Below are 15,008 nucleotides of genomic sequence, written 5' to 3' on the forward strand. Positions count from 1 at the left end.
GCGCGACGTTAGCCATCCCCATGACGTCTCACGGGAACTTGCAGGTGGTCTCCGGGAGATCCACCCCCAGCGTGTCCAGGGGCGTGCGCTGGTGCAGGAAACCTTGTTCCGGCGCCACCGAGACCAGCGCCTTCGGCTGCACCACGATGATCGCCTGGCGCAGCTGGTGATCCCAGGGGCGGAAGCTCAGGGGCACCCCCTTGTAGGCCGGGAGGGTGAAGCCCGGCTCGACCAGATAGGCGCCGATCACCGCCGGATCGTTGGTCTTCTTGGCGGTCACGGCCTCGCCCACCGTCCGCACCGCAGCCCAGACCTGATAGTCCAGGGGGCGCATCAGCCGGGAGGCCAATCGCCGGAACCGGTTCTGGGCCTGCGCGGCGCCCCAGGTCTCCAGCACCGGGGACCACGTGGTCGGTGTCAGCGCCTGCGTCCCGCCGACCGGTCGGGGATCCACCGTGCGGTAGGGAACGTAGTCGCCCCAATCGCCCTCCTCGTCGGCGACAACCGCCATGTCGTAGTCGAGCCCCCGGGTGAAGACCATCGCCTCCGCGCGGGTCGGCGTGTCGCCCCGCGCCTTGGCTAGGGGGCCGAAGGTCCAGGGCTTCTCAGCGGTGACCTTCAGCGCGAATTTCCGCGCCGAGTTGCGCATCGCGTCCGCGTAGGCCTTGTCGGCGTCGGTCGGGCCGACGATCAGAAAGATCTTCCGCCAGCGCATGACCGTGAGGTACTGCGCCAGGGCGTCGGTGAGCATCGCCCGGGACGGCAGGATGTGAAACACGTTGGCCCGGCAATCGGCACCGCGCAGCCGGTCGTCGGAGGCGCCGGCGTTCAGCACCACGGCGCCCGTGTCCTTCACCGCATCCGCCACCGCCAGGACGGCGTCGGCGGGCAGCGCCAGGATGAGATAGCGCACGCCCTTGGCGATCAGGTCCTTCGCGGCTGTCACCGGGTCGGGCTTGTCGTCGGTCAGGGCCACGTCGTCGAGGGCGTAGGTCTGCTTGGTGAAGCGGCCGGTGGTGTTGTTGTCGGCGATGCCCATCCGGGCCCCGGCCAGCCCCTCATCCTCGGGGGCCGCCTCGGCGTCGTAGGAGGACGGGGCGGGCTGTGGCCGGTAGATCAGGCCGATATGGGTGTCGATGGCCTGCGGTGCGGGCTGCTGCGCCCGGGCCGCCATCGGCATGAGCGCCGTCAGGGCGAGGGCCGCGCGCAGCCACTTCGGACGCGCCGGCCGCGGAAGGAGGGTCTCGGGTGCGGGATCGTGCATGTGCGCGGCCTCTACCAGTTTCCACCCCCGCCGCTCAATCGCGGCGCGTTGATCCGGTGTTCACGTTCCCGACGATGCACAGCCGGGCTTCGAAGATGGCTGCCGGCCCTCACGGCAGGTTCCAACCGTCTGAAGGCGCGGCACCTTGGGACGAGGACGCGGTTCGGAGGACGGTCTGTCGAGCGGGATGACTAAGACTTCGACGGGCCTAGATCCGTCGTGCGACAGCCGGGGCGCGAAGTACATTGCCAAAGTGTCCCGTCGCCCGACCTATGGCCGGAGAGGAGTCGCCCGTCGAGGCGGCCGGACCGTGGAGAGGAACGTTCCGCCCATGCGCCACCTGTCCCTGCAAGCGGCGACCGCGCGCGGTCTCGTCGCCCTTGGAATCGTCCTGCCCGGCGCGGCTTTGGCCGCCGAGAAGGCGGCGGTGTTCCCCGTGGAGCTGTTCGAGCCCGGCGCGTCCTACGGGGCCAGGGCGCGCCCCGCCGATACCCGGAAGCTGACGCTCGTCACCGACGAATTGCGGAAGGCTCTCCACGACCAAGCCGGGCTGGAGATCGTCGACACGGCGCCGAAGGCCGACACCGTGGCCAAGGAAGGCCCCCTCTACAAGTGCGACGGCTGCGCGGCGGGCATCGGCAAGAGCCTGGGTGCGGACCTTGTCGTGACAGGCTATGTGGAGAAAGGGTCCGGTCAGATCTTCAACCTGAATGTCGCTATTGCCGATGCCGAGTCCGGCAAGGTCGTGCGCGGCGGGCAGGTGACGATCCGGGCCGACACCGACGAGACCTGGGCCCACGCCATGCGCTGGGTGGTGAAGAACCGCCTGCTCGCCGAGCCGCTGCCCGGGAAGTCCTGAGGCGTTCCATCCAGTCCCGAGTGTTCCGTGTCCTCCTCCTCCGTTCCGCGCCGAGCCCCGCCCCGTCTCCTCGTCAGCGTCCGTGATCCCGCCGAGGCCGAAGCGGCGCGGCTCGCGGGTGCCGACCTGATCGACGCCAAGGACCCGGAGCGCGGGGCCCTCGGCGCCCTCGAACCGGGCATGGTGTGCGAGATCGTCGCCCGCGTCTCCGGCGGGGCCGAGACCAGTGCTGTCGCAGACCCGAATCCGGCGGCTCTGGCCGCGATGGCCACAACCGGCGTGGCCTGGGTGAAGACCGGGCTCGATGCCGGGCGCCGGGGCGACATCGCAGGCTGCGCGGCGCTCGCCGCGGCGGCCCCCGGGCGGGTGATCGCCGTGCTGTTCGCCGAGGACGGGCCTGCGGCCGAACTTGTGCCCGCATTGGCGAAGGCGGGATTCGCCGGTGCGATGATCGATACGGCGGGCAAAACCGGCGCCCGCCTGCCCGATCTCGCTGCGTCGGATGACCTGGCGGCTTTTACGGCGGCCTGCCGCGCCCACGGCCTGATGAGCGGGCTCGCCGGCTCGCTCCGCGTGATCGATATCATGGCCTTGGGGGCGCACGAGCCCGATTATCTCGGTTTCCGCGGCGGCCTCTGCCGCGACTTCGACCGGCGCAACGGCATCGATCCCCTGCGCATCGCCGAGGTGCTGCGCGCCCTGCGTCCGCACCACCGGGACGCCGCGTGATCGCCGTCGTGAAGGTCGGCGGCAGCCTGGAGACGGATCCGCATCGGCGGCGTGCCCTGCTGGCGTCGCTCGCGGACGGCGCGCTCGGCCGCTGCATCGTCGTCCCGGGCGGGGGCACCTTCGCCGGCGCGGTGCGGGCCGCGCAGGTCCGGGACCGGTTCAGCGATGCCGAGGCCCATCGCCGGGCCCTCGACGCCATGAGTGATGCGGCCGGTATCTTCCGCGGGATCGAGCCGCGCCTCGTGCAGAGCCTGGACCCCTGGTCCGAGACCGCGCCGGCCCGGGCGCGGGTATGGAATCCGCGGCGGTTGCGCGCTGGCCATCCGGACATTCCCGAGACCTGGGACGTCACCTCCGACAGCCTCGCCCTCTGGCTGGCGCGCGAGGTCGGGGCGGAACGCTGCGTGCTGGTGAAGTCCCGCGACCCCGCCCCGGGGCAGGATGCCGCCGCCCTGGCGCAGGACGGGCTGGTCGACGCCGCCTTCCCGGCCTTCGCCGAACGCTTCGCGGGTCGGATCGAGATCTGGGGACCGGCTCAGCGCGTCGCGGTCGCGCCGAGGGTCATGGCGTGAGCGCTTCCGAGCACATCGTGTTCGTCACCGGGCGCCTCGCCCGGGCACGGCTGGAGAAGGTCGCCGCCGGCCTGCCCGAAACATTTCGCTGGAGCATCGTGGATGCCGGCGTGAAGGTCGCGGCGCTCATGACCGAGGAGATCATCCGCCGCCGGGTCGAATTGCCCCCGGGCGCCACCCGTATCGTCCTGCCGGGCCGCTGCCGGGCTGATCCCGAACGCCTCGCCGGGCATTTCGGCCTGCCGGTGGAGCGGGGTCCCGACGAGGTCGTCGATCTGCCGGCCTGGCTCGGCCTGGCCGCCCGCAAGGTCGATCTCTCCCGGCACGACCTGCGGATCTTCTCGGAGATCGTCGATGCCTCTAAGATGAGCGTCGCGGAGATTCTTGCCAAGGGTCTCGACCTCGCCCGCCGGGGCGCGGACGTCATCGACCTGGGCGGCCTGCCCGACACGACGTTCCCGCATCTGGAGGATGCCGTGCGGGCCCTGAAGGGGGCTGGCCTGACGGTCAGCGTCGATTCCTTCTCCCGCGAGGAACTGGCCCGGGGCGCGGCCGCCGGCGCCGATTACCTGCTGAGCCTGAACGAGGATACCCTCGACCTCGCCTTCGAGACGGACGCGGTGCCGATCCTGGTCCCGACGCGGCCCGACGACCTGCCATCCCTCGACCGGGCGATCGAACGCATGCAGAAGGCCGGGCGGCCGTTCCTTGCGGATCCGATCCTCGAGCCGATCCACCACGGCTTCGTGGATTCCATCGCCCGCTACCGCGAGACCCGCGCCCGCTGGCCCGACATCGCCATGATGATGGGGACCGGCAACCTCACCGAGTTGACCGAGGCGGATTCGCTGGGCATCACCGCCCTCCTCGTGGGCATGTGCTCGGAACTGGCGATCGGCAACGTGCTGATCGTCCAGGTCTCGAACCACACCCGCCGCACCGTCGAGGAGCACGACGCCGCACGGCGGGTGATGTACGCCGCCAAGGCCGATTCCGCCCTGCCCAAGGGCTACGGCCGGGCGCTGCTCGCCCTCCACGACAAGCGCCCCTTCGTGCAGAGTTCCGAAGAGATCGCCCAGGCCGCCGCCGAAGTGCGCGATCCGAACTACCGGATCGCGGTCGCGGAGGACGGGATCCACGTCTACAACCGCGACATCCACAGGGTCGGCACCGACGCGATGGCCTTCTTTCCCGATTTCGCCGTGGCGAGCGACGGCGCCCACGCCTTCTATCTCGGGGCGGAACTCGCGAAGGCCGAGACTGCCTGGCGGCTGGGAAAGCGCTACGTGCAGGACGAGCCCCTCGACTGGGGTTGCGCGGCCGATGCCGAGATCGAAGACGCGACCGCCTTCAAGAAGGCCGGCCACACCCGGCATTCCGGCCCGGACGCCCCCCCGCCCGGTACGCGCGACGCCCGCCTGGTGAGGCCCGAGGCCGACGCGCGTCCCCCTGAGACCGTGTCCGCCGCCGCCGCCCGTTCCGGGACGGAGCCGGAGCACCGGCAGGATCCGCCCGCGCAGCTGGTCTGCGGTCGGCTCGTCCCATCGGACCGGACCTGAGCCGATGCCGCTGATCCTGGAGACCATCGTGACGACGCTCTCGCCGGCGGGCGAGGTCCACCTCGTCCCGTTCGGGTTGATCGGCGAGGCGGACGGCTACGTGCTGGCGCCGTTCCGGCCGTCGCCGACCATCGCCAATCTGGAGGCGAGCCCCTATTTCGCGGCCTCGAGCCCCCGGGACATCCGGGTGATCGCGGGCGCGGTGACCGGCCGGCGCGACTGGCCGACCGTGGCCTGCGACGCCATTCCCGGTCGCCGTCTCGCCGACAGCTTCGGCCACGCCGAGTTCGCGGTGGCTTCGGTCGAGGATCACGCGACCCGCCCACGCTTTCGCGGACAGATGGTCCACAGCGCCGCGCACGCGCCGTTCATCGGCTATAACCGCGCCCAGGCGGCGGTTCTGGAGGGCGCGATACTCTCGACCCGGCTCCACATGCTGGAGCCCGACAAGGTGTTGACGGAGATGGCCTACCTCGCCATCGCCATCGGCAAGACCGCGGGCCCGCGCGAACGCGAGGCCTGGGACTGGATCGAGGACAAGGTCGCGGAGGCGCTCGGCCCCGCGGCGCGGATCCTCGGTCGGGACGACCGCTGAGGGCGGGAGGAGAAGGACACGATGAAGGCAATCACCCTGGCCTTGGCGGCCACCGCGGCGCTCGTCGCCGTGACGGCTCAGGCCCATGGCCCGACCCGGCGCAAGATTTCCGAGTCGATCGAGATCAACGCCCCGGCCGACAAGGTCTGGGCGGTGCTCGGCGACGTGAAGAACGCCGACTGGGTGCAGAACGTCACCAAGACCGAACTCACCGGCGACCCGGCGGGCAAATTCAAGCGCGTTCTGACGCTGAAGAACGGCGATCAGATCCAGGAGACCAGCAACAAGTACAAGCCCGAGGACAAGCTGTTCTCGTACTACATCGACAAGGTCGACGTGAAGGACCTTCCGGCGAACGACTATTCGGCGACGATCACGGTCGAGCCCGAGGGCGACGCCAAGTCGAAGGTCGAATGGAAGGCGGCCTTCTACCGCGGCTACATGAACAACGATCCGCCGCCCGAGCTGAGCGACGAGGCCTCGGAGAAGGGCGTCGGCGACTGGATCAAGGCGAGCCTCGCGAACCTGAAGGCCAAGGTCGAGACGGGCTCGTGAGCCCGGCCCGGGGCCGATTGGCTTTCGCCGCCGGCCTCGCCCTCGTGGCGACCGTCGCCCGCGCCGAGCCGGCGCGGGAGGCGATCGTCACGGCGCAGCTCGGCGGTGCCGTCGAGATCATCGACTTGAACGCGGGCACGCTGGTCCGCCGCATCCCCGTGGACGGGGCGCCGGCCGGTATCGCCCTGTCGGCGGATCGCACGCTTGCCTACGTGACCCGCCCGGAGGGTCACGGGATTGCGGTGATCGACCTCGATGCCGGCCGCATCCTGTCCGAGGTGTCCCTGCCCGGCGGACCACTCGGCATCGCGGCGGACCCGCGGGGCGGCACAGTCTACGTGGCCGACTGGTACGGCCACCGCCTGTTCGTCTTGGCCGAGCGCGACGGCACGCTGCAGCCGGACGGCGAGATCGCCGTCGGGGCCTCGCCCTCCGGCATCGCCGTCAGCCCGGACGGGGCGACACTCTACGTGGCCAATCGCGAGGCCGATACGGTCTCGGTGGTGGATGCCGCCGGACGGCGTGAGACCAAGGTCATCCCGGTGGGCCAGCACCCGTTCGGCATCACCCTTGATGCCGCGGCGGGCCGGGCCTACACGGCCAACGTGACCAGCGACGACGTGTCGGTGATCGACCTGGCAGCGGGTCGTGAGATCGGACGGATCCCCACCGGCCGCCGCCCCTACGTGATCGCCCTGACGCAGGGCCGCGGCTTCGTCACCGATCAATATGCCGGCAGCGTCACAGTGTTCGACCTCAATACGCTCAAGCCGATCACCGACATCGATGTGGGCGACCACCCCGAGGGGATTGCAGCCGACGCCGACGGCCGCCTCTGCGTGGCCAACTGGGGCGACAACACCCTGAGCCTCATCGATGCAGGCACACTCAAGGTGATCAAAACCGTACCGACAGGCAACGGCCCACGCGCGTTCGGCACCTTCCTGCGTTGAAAGTCGGCACGCTTCGGGACGTCTCAAATCCGGGATGCCCCGAGATGCGCACGCCGCCCTCGGCGCAGCGCATCCCGTGTGCTTCGGCACGATCGCGGATGCCACGTCGTGGTTTCCCCAAAGATGGAGCGCCCGCCAGAGGGGGGTAAGACGCCTCGACCGGTCCGCGCCTGTCAGATCGCCGTCAGAAGGTCCCGCGGTGCGGGGATCGCCGGTACGCGATGCGGGCCACCACCAGCGCGCCGCCCAACTGCAGAAATCCCGTTTCGCCCAGGTCGGGGGGGCCGAGATGGGCCTGGATCAGCATCCGCGTGAGTGCGTTCAGGGCGAGCAGGGTCAGGCAGAAGGCCGCTGCGGCCAGCAGGCTGGCGACGAACTCGGGCATACGATCGCTCCCGTTCCGAACGGGATCAGCCTAGCAAACCGTGAGCCAGGGCCAAGCTGCGCGTCCGGGATCGTCAGCGCCTTCGGGCGGGCGTCGCGGGCGCCTTGGCCTGCGCCGACGGGTCCTTCGCCGGTGCAGCGGGCATTTTGGCCTGCGCGGCCGGCGCCTGACGGGGCGTCTCGACGGCGAGCCGCTTGACCGGCCAGCCATCGCTCCAGCGCTCCATGTCGGCCAGGCGCGGATTGGCCTTGAGGGTCGTCGCGTCGGAGCCGGCGAAGGCCGCGGCGGCGGCGAGGTCGAAGGTCTTCCAGAATCCCAGGTAGTCGAGCGCGTCCACCCGCGCGAGATTCACCTGCGCCACCAGCGTCTGCTGTTCGCCCGTCAGCGCCATATCGGCGGACCAGCGGAAGGGCGGCGGCTTCGGATCGTCCTTGGTCGCATCCTTCGGCTCCGGGGCGGCCTTGATCGCGCCGCCGTCGTAGGCCGTATCCAGACCGGCCGGGGCCGCCAGCGTCGCCGTGAGGGCCGGGAAGCCGTGATCGTCCGAGAGGATCCGAACGAACAGCTTCCGCTCGAACGGCACCGCACTCGCCTCGCGCAGCAGGCGTCGGGCGGCCATGTCGGCGGCTCGCGTGTCCTTGTCGCCGACCATGGTGACGATGAGCGTGGACGGATCGATGGCCGACAGGTCGCCGAGGGCGATGCCCCGCGATTTCGGTCCGCTGGCGATCCCACCGGGCGTCACGGCGAAGATCAGCTTCGGGACGGGCAGACCGCGCGCCTTGGCCTCGGCGGCGAGATCCAGGGCCAGGGGCGCGCCCGCCAGATGGCCGATCATCGCGACGCGCCCGAGGTCGGGCTTGGCCTCGCTGTCACCGGCGAGGTCGGCGAGGGCGGCCTTCACGAGTGAACCGGCGAGAGCGGGCGCGTCGGCCGGGCGGGTGCGGTTCACGTCCTGGAACCGCGGCAGGATGACGAGCCATCCCTGCCGGGCGAGGTGGTCGATCCAGGCCCCGTAGCTCTGCGGGTTCACGACCCCCCAGCCGTGCAGGAACACCGCGACCGGGCGGCCCACGTCCGGCGCGGCGCCCGCCGTATAGAACGCGAAGCTGCCGGCTGCGCCGCGCCCGAGGAGGCGCTTGGTCACCGCGGCCTTCCGGTCTCCGAAGCTCCCGGGCCCGTCTGCGGGCTGAGGCGGCGGCGTTGCCGCCCGGGCCGATATCGAACCGGCCAGGGTCATGATCGCGACCGCGACGAGCGATTCGCGAAGAGCGGTGAAACGCATGAAAGGCTCGATTGAGAAACGCGCTGCGCCGGCAGGACTGTCAGCGCTGAATAGCAGATTCTCTCCTGTTGGCGACTCGGTACGGCTCTTGTCGAGGCGGTAAGGCTTTAACCAACCGGACTTGTCTACGCGACTGCGCTCGCAGGGGTAGGCGGGAGCGCCTGTGAGGCGCGATGATTTTTGATAGATCCTCTCGACGGTGCGCGGGATGACGCAAGCACAGTGAGAAAGATGGCCGACCTACACTTCCGCGCGGCGCGGAACGGGGAAAGGTCGCTTCCCGAGCGACGAGCCGATTCTAAGGCACGCTAGGGCGGCGTCAGGCCACGTGATGATCGCCCGGCCCCATACCGGAGCCCTCAAGGCGCCGGGCGAGGTCCGCCAATTCCAGAGGCAGCACCTGATCGGCCGCGCCGTAGAAACTGCGCAGTTCCTCGCTGAGGGATTCGAGAACTGTGGTCTCGGCCGTATCCCAGTCCCCGGAGCGGCGGAGGGAATCGGCGTGATTGGCAGCGACGATCTTCATGGCGACGCTCGATCTGCGGTCTTTGGCGGGGGGGGCGGCGCCGCACGTCAGGAGTGGCGTACAACGACGCCCCTGCTTCAAGTTTCCAAGCCGGGACTGATAATTTTGCCGCCGGGACCGATGATGGATGGGCCGCCGGTGCTGGGCGCGCGGCCCGCGGCCTGCTCGACCCAGGCCAGGATATCCTCGGCGCGCCAGGGCTTCGGAATGAAGGTCGCGGAAACCCGCAGGTCGCTCGGCTGATCGCCCGCGTCGCCTGACGTCAGGAGCACCCTGACCCGCGGCCAAGTCACGCCGATGATCCGCGCCAGTTCGAAGCCGCCGATCGGTCCGGGCGTTCGCACGTCCGAGAAGACGACGCTGACCTCGTCGCCCCGGTCGTTGAGGATGGCAAGCGCCCGATCCGCGGTCTCGGCTTCGATCACGGTAAAGCCCGTATCCTCCAGGAGCGTGGCCGCGAGGAAGCGCTCGTCGGGTTGGTCCTCCACGACGAGAATCACGGGTTTCTGGCCGGTCTGTACCGAATCGCTCATGGGCCAGGACACTCTACAAGGGCTGAACGGCGGCCGCCTCGATCGGTTCAACACCGCATCGCGGTATCGAACCGGATCCGCGCGGACACGGAGCCTCCTGTGATCCTGGCATAATCGAGAAGTTCTGGTTGTGTCTTGAGTAACACAGCCTTCGACCAACGCCGGGATACCTGTGCCGACATGGTCCAAAGACCTGCCGCCGAGCGCGATAGGTCAGTTCCAGGAAGCGATCGGAAGAGGCGGTTCATCCGGGACGGCGAAGGCGTCACCACATCCCGATCGAGCGCCGCAGTCCCGCACGGACTACCGCTCAGCCGACATCGTGCGCCTTGAGAAAGGCCAGCGCGCGCTGCCATCCGTCCTCCGCGGCCTCGCGCCGGTAGCTCGGGCGGTAATCCGCATGGAAGCCGTGCGGCGCATCCGGATAGACCACCAATTCGACGCTCTTGCCCGCAGCCTTGGCCCGGTCGCGCGCCTCCTCCGCCGAGGCGACGGGAATGCCCGTATCGGCCCCGCCGTAGAGGGCGAGCAGCGGCGCGTTGATCTCCGCAGCGACATCGCCGGCGGTGCGTGGCTGGATGTCGGTCCGCTCGCCGCCGATGGGCCCGTACCAGGCGACCGCCGCCTTCAGGTCGCGGCGATGCGCGGCGTAGAGCCATACGTCGCGCCCGCCGCGGCACCATCCCATGACCGCCAGCCGGTGCAGGTCGCCCTTCGCGGCCGAGCCGGCCCAGGCCGCCGTGGCATCGAGGTCGTTGATCCACTGGGCATCCGGCGTCTTCGCGATGACGTCCCGGATGATGATCTTGGGATCGGTCATAGTCGAGAGATCGCCCTGCCGGGCATAGAGTTCGGGCGCGACGGCACAATATCCGACCTTGGCCAGTCGACGGCAGATGTCCTTGATGTACTCGTGGACGCCGAAGATCTCCTCGATCACCAGAACGATCGGGAACGGCCCCTCCCCCTCGGGGACGGCCCGGTAGGCGGGCATCGGTCCGTCCGCGGCCGGGATCTTCACCTCGCCGGCCTCGATGCCGGTGGCGTCGGTGTGGATCACCTGCGCTTCGACCCGCGTCGTGGCGAGAGTCAGGCCGCTCATCAGGCTGGTCATCACGAAGCCGCGCCGTGACAGCGGCGGCACGATCAGGCCATCGAGACCCGCCGCGCGCCCTGCCGTGTCCTGATCCGCCATGGTGGGGTCTCCGTTGCTGCCCGGGAAGGGGTAGCGCGTTTGGCGACCGGCGTCTCCCAGGGGCCCGAACTCCGGCGCGGATCGCCCTCGGCTCGACCAAAACTCCTTAAGACGATAAACGGTCGAGCGCCCGCCAAGCCACCGACATCGTCGCCCCTCGTATGAGGCGTTACGCCCCCGCGGCGGTGAGCGCGCGGATGGCGGGCCGTGCCGTCGTCCAGACCCTGGCCGGCATCTCCCGCGGCTGCAGCATGTCGGACAGCGTGACGAAGGTCTCCGCGGCCGGCGCGACCACGGCCCGGATCCCGTAGCCCAGAGCGAAGGACCGGATCAGCTCGGCGTCCCGGGCGATGCCGAAACACTCGAGGGCGGCGAGAAACGCCTCCCGGAACAGGCTCGGCCGGCACCAGCGCTTCTCGGCCATCTGCAGCGGCCAGTCCCAGAGGCCCTCGGCCCGGCGCCTCGCGAGCGCGTCACGCGCGATGAAATAGCCGGTGTCCCGGTGCTCGATCCCGTCCGCCTGCACGGACCACTCATCATTGCCGTACAGCTCGGCCTCGGCCACGTCGTTCATCGGGTCCTCCGCGCTGGCTCGGCGTTCCGAAGCACCGGAACATTGCCGGAACACTGGCGCGGTTCGGCGCGTTGGTCAAGGTGATTGTTCCCGATGCGTTCGCACAGACGGGACCCACCTCAGCGGCTTCGGAACAGCGCGTGCTTGACCCGGTCGCCGGGCTGGATACCGAGCTTGGCGGCCGTGCCGGCATTGAGTTCCAGAACGGCCACGACCGGGCTCCCTGACGGGATGATCGCGGTCGAAAGCGGCTCGGTGTCGGCCGCGATCCGGCTGATGGTTCCGTCCGGCCGGATGAAGACCATGTCCAGCGGCAGATAGGTGTTCTTCATCCACATGGTGACGGGCTCGTCACGCTCGAAATCGAACAGCATTCCGTGATCGGCCGCCATATGCCGGCGGAACATGAGACCGCGGGACCGGCCGGCATCGTCGCGCATCACCTCGACGTCGAAGCGCTTCGGCCCCGCCTTCGTGACGATCGTTAGCGCCTCTGCCTTGGGCGTCGCGGTCTGGGCCGGCGCCTGGGCGCGGACCGCTTGGACCGGAATGAGGGTCGTCAGGCCAAGGCCGGCGATGGCCAGGGCCGTCGCGAGGCGGGACAGAACGTTCACGGGCTGGTGCCTCTCGGAAAATGGTGCGCCGTTTCAGCGCCGCTCCGCGCTGAGATAGTCCAAGACACCCGCGGGGGGAATCCGCGTCAGGGATCGCCGGCGTCGGAACGGGATATGCGGCGCGGGGCCGGAAACCGCCGCCTCGCCGTATCCTCCCGGGGGTCGGGATCGCGGCGGCGCGCTAATGCGAGGCCGGGAGAGCCCCGTCGATCAGTCGGACCTCGGCGGCCATGACGCCCTTCGAGCCGTCCCCGTAGCGGACCAGCACCGCCTCGCCGGGCTTGAGTTCGGCGATCCCGTACCGGCGCAGCGTTTCCATGTGCACGAAGATGTCGGGGGTGCCGTCGCCCCGGGTCAGGAAGCCGAACCCCCGCAGGCGGTTGAACCATTTCACGACGGCGGTCTCGAGGCCGCTCGTCGGCGTCACGGTCACGTGGGTCCGCGGCAGCGGCATCTCCGAGGGATGCACCGCCGTCGCCTGATCCAGGGAGACTACCCGGAAGGCCTGCCAGCCGCGCGGCCGCTCCACGGCCTCCACGACGATGCGCGCCCCCTCGCTCGCCGCCTGATAGCCGTCCCGACGAAGACAGGTGACGTGGAGGAGGATGTCGGGGGCCCCGTCATCCGGCACGATGAAGCCGAAGCCCTTGGAGACGTCGAACCACTTGATGTGGCCGGCCACCTCGACGAGGTCCAGAACCTCGTCCTCGCGCTGCATCGTCTCGCCGCCTCGGAGGTCGGCTGCCCGATCGAGGTTCTCCGGCCCGGATCCGCGTTCGTCAGACATGGCCGAGCAACCTACCCTGAATCACGCCGCGCGCTCTCCCGGCAAGATTAACGAAGTCCTGACTCCCGGGAAGCCCGTTTCGTCGGCAGGCGAGCTTGGCCGAGTTGCAATCTCGATGCTTGTATGCGCGGCGGCAACAGTCGATCGGTCGCAGGTCGTGGACCGATAGGTCTAACCGCACAGCGTCGTAAGGCGAATCTTCCGTTTGGCGGTCCCCGAAGTCGGCCGGAAGATCGAACCCCGGCACCGGTCACGTTTTTGAGAGGGTCCGTCGATCGCGGCACGCCGTTCCGGGTCGGCGCGGCGGGGCCTTGGCACCCACCGTACCCGCGTGGTTTGGGTTCGACATCATGTCCGTCGACCCCGCCATCGATCTGCCCCCGGCTGCTCCGACCCCCGGGGCGCGGCGGCGATTGCCGATCATCGATGCGGCGCGCGCCACGGCCCTCGTCGCCATGGCGAGCTACCACGGGCTCTGGGACCTCGGATATCTCCGGCTGACCACCGAGAACTACGCCCTGACGCCAGCCGGCCACCGCGCCGCCGAAACCATCGCCGGCAGCTTCCTGATCCTCGTCGGAATCGGGCTCGTCCTGATGAACGGCCGGGGCCTCCGCCTCCGGCCGACCCTGATGCGGCTCGCGCGCATCGGCGGTGCGGCCGCCCTGGTGACCCTCGGGACCTGGATCGCGTTCCCCGACGCCTACGTGTTCTTCGGCATTCTGCACTGCATCGCGTTGTCGAGCGTGCTGGCGCTGCCCTTCCTGTTCGTGCCCGTACCGATCACCGCCCTGGCGGCAGCCCTGGTGCTTTCCGCACCGCATCTCATGCATGCGGCGGTGCTGGATGCGCCCGCGCTGTTCTTCCTGGGCCTCGGATCGGTGACGCCGCGGACCAACGATTACGTCCCGCTGTTCCCCTGGTTCGGCTTGGTGCTCGCCGGGATCGTCCTCGGCCGGGTCGGCCTGCCCAGGCTCGCGGGCTCGCGCCTCGGCGCCTGGTCACCGCGCTCGGCCCTCGGTCGCGGCGCGACCTTCGCGGGGCGCCACAGTCTCGCGGTTTACCTGATCCACCAGCCGGTTCTGCTCGCCCTGCTCACCGGCGTGGTGGCGGTCACCGGTTCGAACCCGCGTGCCGGTCTCCGCTCGTTCCGCGCCGATTACGTGACGATCTGCACCCGCACCGGCGGCGAGCCGCCGCTCTGCCGGATCGCCGCCCGCTGCACGTCGGACGCGCTCCTCAAGGAGGATCTCTTCCGGGAGGACGGCAGGCCGTTCAGCGTGCCGGAGCGGCTGCGGGCTCAGGCGCTGTCGCAGGGGTGCTACAGCACCATCGAGAATGCCGCGCACGCGCCGCACTGACGCGCGCTGCGACGGTCGCCGGCTCAATCCTTGGCGCGTTCCACGTAAGCCCCGTCGGCGGTCATGACGACGACGCGCGTCCCGGCCGCGATATGCGGCGGTACGGTGGTGCGCACGCCGTTCGACAGGGTGGCGGGCTTGTAGGACGAGGAGGCAGTCTGCCCCTTCAACACCGGCTCGGTCTCGGTGACCTCCAGGGTCACGCGCTGCGGCAGCTCGATCGTCAGCGGCACGTCGTTATGGACGGACAGCATGACCGCCATGCCCTCCTGGAGATACGGGGCGGCGTCACCGACCACGTCCGCCGGCACCGCGACCTGCTCGTAGCTCTCGGGATTCATGAAGTGGAACCCCTCGGCGTCGCTGTACAGGAAGGTGTGCTCGCGATCCTCCACGAAGGCGCGCTCGACCTGCTCCGTGGTCCGGTACCGCTCGGACACCTTCACGCCGTCCGTGATGCGGCGCATGTCGAGCTGGGTCACCGGCGTGCCCTTGCCGGGATGGATGTTCTCGGCGAACAGGATCACGTAGAGCTTGCCGTCTTTGTCGACGACGTTGCCCTTACGGAGCGTTGAGGCGATCACCTTCACGGAATGGCGTCCTGCATTGACATGGGGAGCGGCACGCGCCAAGCGCGGGCTCTGCGTTTCGGACCCTCGCCA

18 protein-coding genes are annotated in these 15,008 nt (G+C 69.7%); 8 read left to right on the forward strand and 10 right to left on the reverse strand.

Annotated elements, in window-relative coordinates:
- Positions 1-28 precede the first annotated feature (28 nt).
- The gene (locus tag MKK69_RS29685) at positions 29-1,264 is read right to left on the reverse strand and encodes an ABC transporter substrate-binding protein (RefSeq protein WP_243973755.1); all 1,236 of its coding nucleotides are present in this window, start codon (positions 1,262-1,264) and stop codon (positions 29-31) included.
- Positions 1,265-1,595: 331 nt separating this feature from the next.
- Here MKK69_RS29685 and MKK69_RS29690 point away from each other — a divergent pair, with 331 nt between their 5' ends.
- Genes MKK69_RS29690 through MKK69_RS29720 form a run of 7 tightly spaced genes read left to right on the forward strand, consistent with a single transcriptional unit; the run spans position 1,596 to position 7,086 of the window.
- Positions 1,596-2,123 carry a DUF3280 domain-containing protein gene (locus MKK69_RS29690; protein ID WP_243973756.1) on the forward strand — a complete coding sequence of 176 codons (528 nt, stop codon included), beginning with the start codon at positions 1,596-1,598 and terminating at the stop codon, positions 2,121-2,123.
- 27 nt (positions 2,124-2,150) lie between these two features.
- On the forward strand, positions 2,151-2,852 hold the full coding sequence (locus MKK69_RS29695) for a (5-formylfuran-3-yl)methyl phosphate synthase (protein ID WP_243973757.1): 702 nt from the start codon (positions 2,151-2,153) through the stop codon (positions 2,850-2,852).
- Positions 2,849-3,424: a uridylate kinase gene (locus MKK69_RS29700; RefSeq protein WP_243973758.1), complete on the forward strand. Its 576-nt coding sequence runs from the start codon at positions 2,849-2,851 to the stop codon at positions 3,422-3,424. Before MKK69_RS29695 ends, MKK69_RS29700 begins: the two co-directional genes overlap by 4 nt.
- A complete protein-coding gene (locus MKK69_RS29705) occupies positions 3,421-4,983 on the forward strand; it encodes a DUF6513 domain-containing protein (protein ID WP_243973759.1) in 1,563 nt (520 codons plus the stop codon). The genes MKK69_RS29700 and MKK69_RS29705 overlap by 4 nt, the downstream gene beginning before the upstream one ends.
- Positions 4,984-4,987: 4 nt before the next feature.
- Positions 4,988-5,578: a DUF447 domain-containing protein gene (locus MKK69_RS29710; RefSeq protein WP_243973760.1), complete on the forward strand. Its 591-nt coding sequence runs from the start codon at positions 4,988-4,990 to the stop codon at positions 5,576-5,578.
- Between the two features lie 21 nt (positions 5,579-5,599).
- Positions 5,600-6,133: an SRPBCC family protein gene (locus tag MKK69_RS29715; RefSeq protein WP_243973761.1), complete on the forward strand. Its 534-nt coding sequence runs from the start codon at positions 5,600-5,602 to the stop codon at positions 6,131-6,133.
- Positions 6,130-7,086 (forward strand): YncE family protein, encoded by a 957-nt coding sequence (locus MKK69_RS29720; RefSeq protein ID WP_243973762.1) that lies wholly within the window; start codon positions 6,130-6,132, stop codon positions 7,084-7,086. Before MKK69_RS29715 ends, MKK69_RS29720 begins: the two co-directional genes overlap by 4 nt.
- A gap of 184 nt (positions 7,087-7,270) precedes the next feature.
- Here MKK69_RS29720 and MKK69_RS29725 read toward each other — a convergent pair whose 3' ends face one another.
- The 8 genes from MKK69_RS29725 to MKK69_RS29760 form a co-directional block, all read right to left on the reverse strand.
- Entirely contained in the window at positions 7,271-7,471 is a 201-nt protein-coding gene (locus MKK69_RS29725; RefSeq protein ID WP_243973763.1) for a hypothetical protein, read from the reverse strand.
- A 73-nt stretch (positions 7,472-7,544) separates the two neighbouring features.
- Positions 7,545-8,756 (reverse strand): chlorophyllase/cutinase-like alpha/beta fold protein, encoded by a 1,212-nt coding sequence (locus tag MKK69_RS29730; RefSeq protein ID WP_243973764.1) that lies wholly within the window; start codon positions 8,754-8,756, stop codon positions 7,545-7,547.
- 319 nt (positions 8,757-9,075) lie between these two features.
- Positions 9,076-9,282: a hypothetical protein gene (locus MKK69_RS29735; RefSeq protein ID WP_243973765.1), complete on the reverse strand. Its 207-nt coding sequence runs from the start codon at positions 9,280-9,282 to the stop codon at positions 9,076-9,078.
- 77 nt (positions 9,283-9,359) lie between these two features.
- Entirely contained in the window at positions 9,360-9,815 is a 456-nt protein-coding gene (locus MKK69_RS29740; protein WP_243973766.1) for a response regulator, read from the reverse strand.
- A gap of 310 nt (positions 9,816-10,125) precedes the next feature.
- On the reverse strand, positions 10,126-11,010 hold the full coding sequence (locus MKK69_RS29745) for a dienelactone hydrolase family protein (RefSeq protein WP_243973767.1): 885 nt from the start codon (positions 11,008-11,010) through the stop codon (positions 10,126-10,128).
- Positions 11,011-11,179: 169 nt separating this feature from the next.
- Positions 11,180-11,584 carry a hypothetical protein gene (locus tag MKK69_RS29750; protein WP_243973768.1) on the reverse strand — a complete coding sequence of 135 codons (405 nt, stop codon included), beginning with the start codon at positions 11,582-11,584 and terminating at the stop codon, positions 11,180-11,182.
- 119 nt (positions 11,585-11,703) lie between these two features.
- Entirely contained in the window at positions 11,704-12,198 is a 495-nt protein-coding gene (locus tag MKK69_RS29755) for a DUF192 domain-containing protein (RefSeq protein ID WP_409564915.1), read from the reverse strand.
- Positions 12,199-12,379: 181 nt separating this feature from the next.
- On the reverse strand, positions 12,380-12,985 hold the full coding sequence (locus tag MKK69_RS29760) for a cold-shock protein (protein WP_409564916.1): 606 nt from the start codon (positions 12,983-12,985) through the stop codon (positions 12,380-12,382).
- A 350-nt stretch (positions 12,986-13,335) separates the two neighbouring features.
- Here MKK69_RS29760 and MKK69_RS29765 point away from each other — a divergent pair, with 350 nt between their 5' ends.
- Positions 13,336-14,346: a DUF1624 domain-containing protein gene (locus MKK69_RS29765; protein WP_243973769.1), complete on the forward strand. Its 1,011-nt coding sequence runs from the start codon at positions 13,336-13,338 to the stop codon at positions 14,344-14,346.
- A gap of 23 nt (positions 14,347-14,369) precedes the next feature.
- Here MKK69_RS29765 and efp read toward each other — a convergent pair whose 3' ends face one another.
- The gene (gene efp, locus MKK69_RS29770) at positions 14,370-14,936 is read right to left on the reverse strand and encodes an elongation factor P (RefSeq protein ID WP_243973770.1); all 567 of its coding nucleotides are present in this window, start codon (positions 14,934-14,936) and stop codon (positions 14,370-14,372) included.
- Positions 14,937-15,008 lie beyond the last annotated feature (72 nt).

The organism is Methylobacterium sp. J-026 (assembly GCF_022829585.1).
GTDB lineage: Bacteria > Pseudomonadota > Alphaproteobacteria > Rhizobiales > Beijerinckiaceae > Methylobacterium.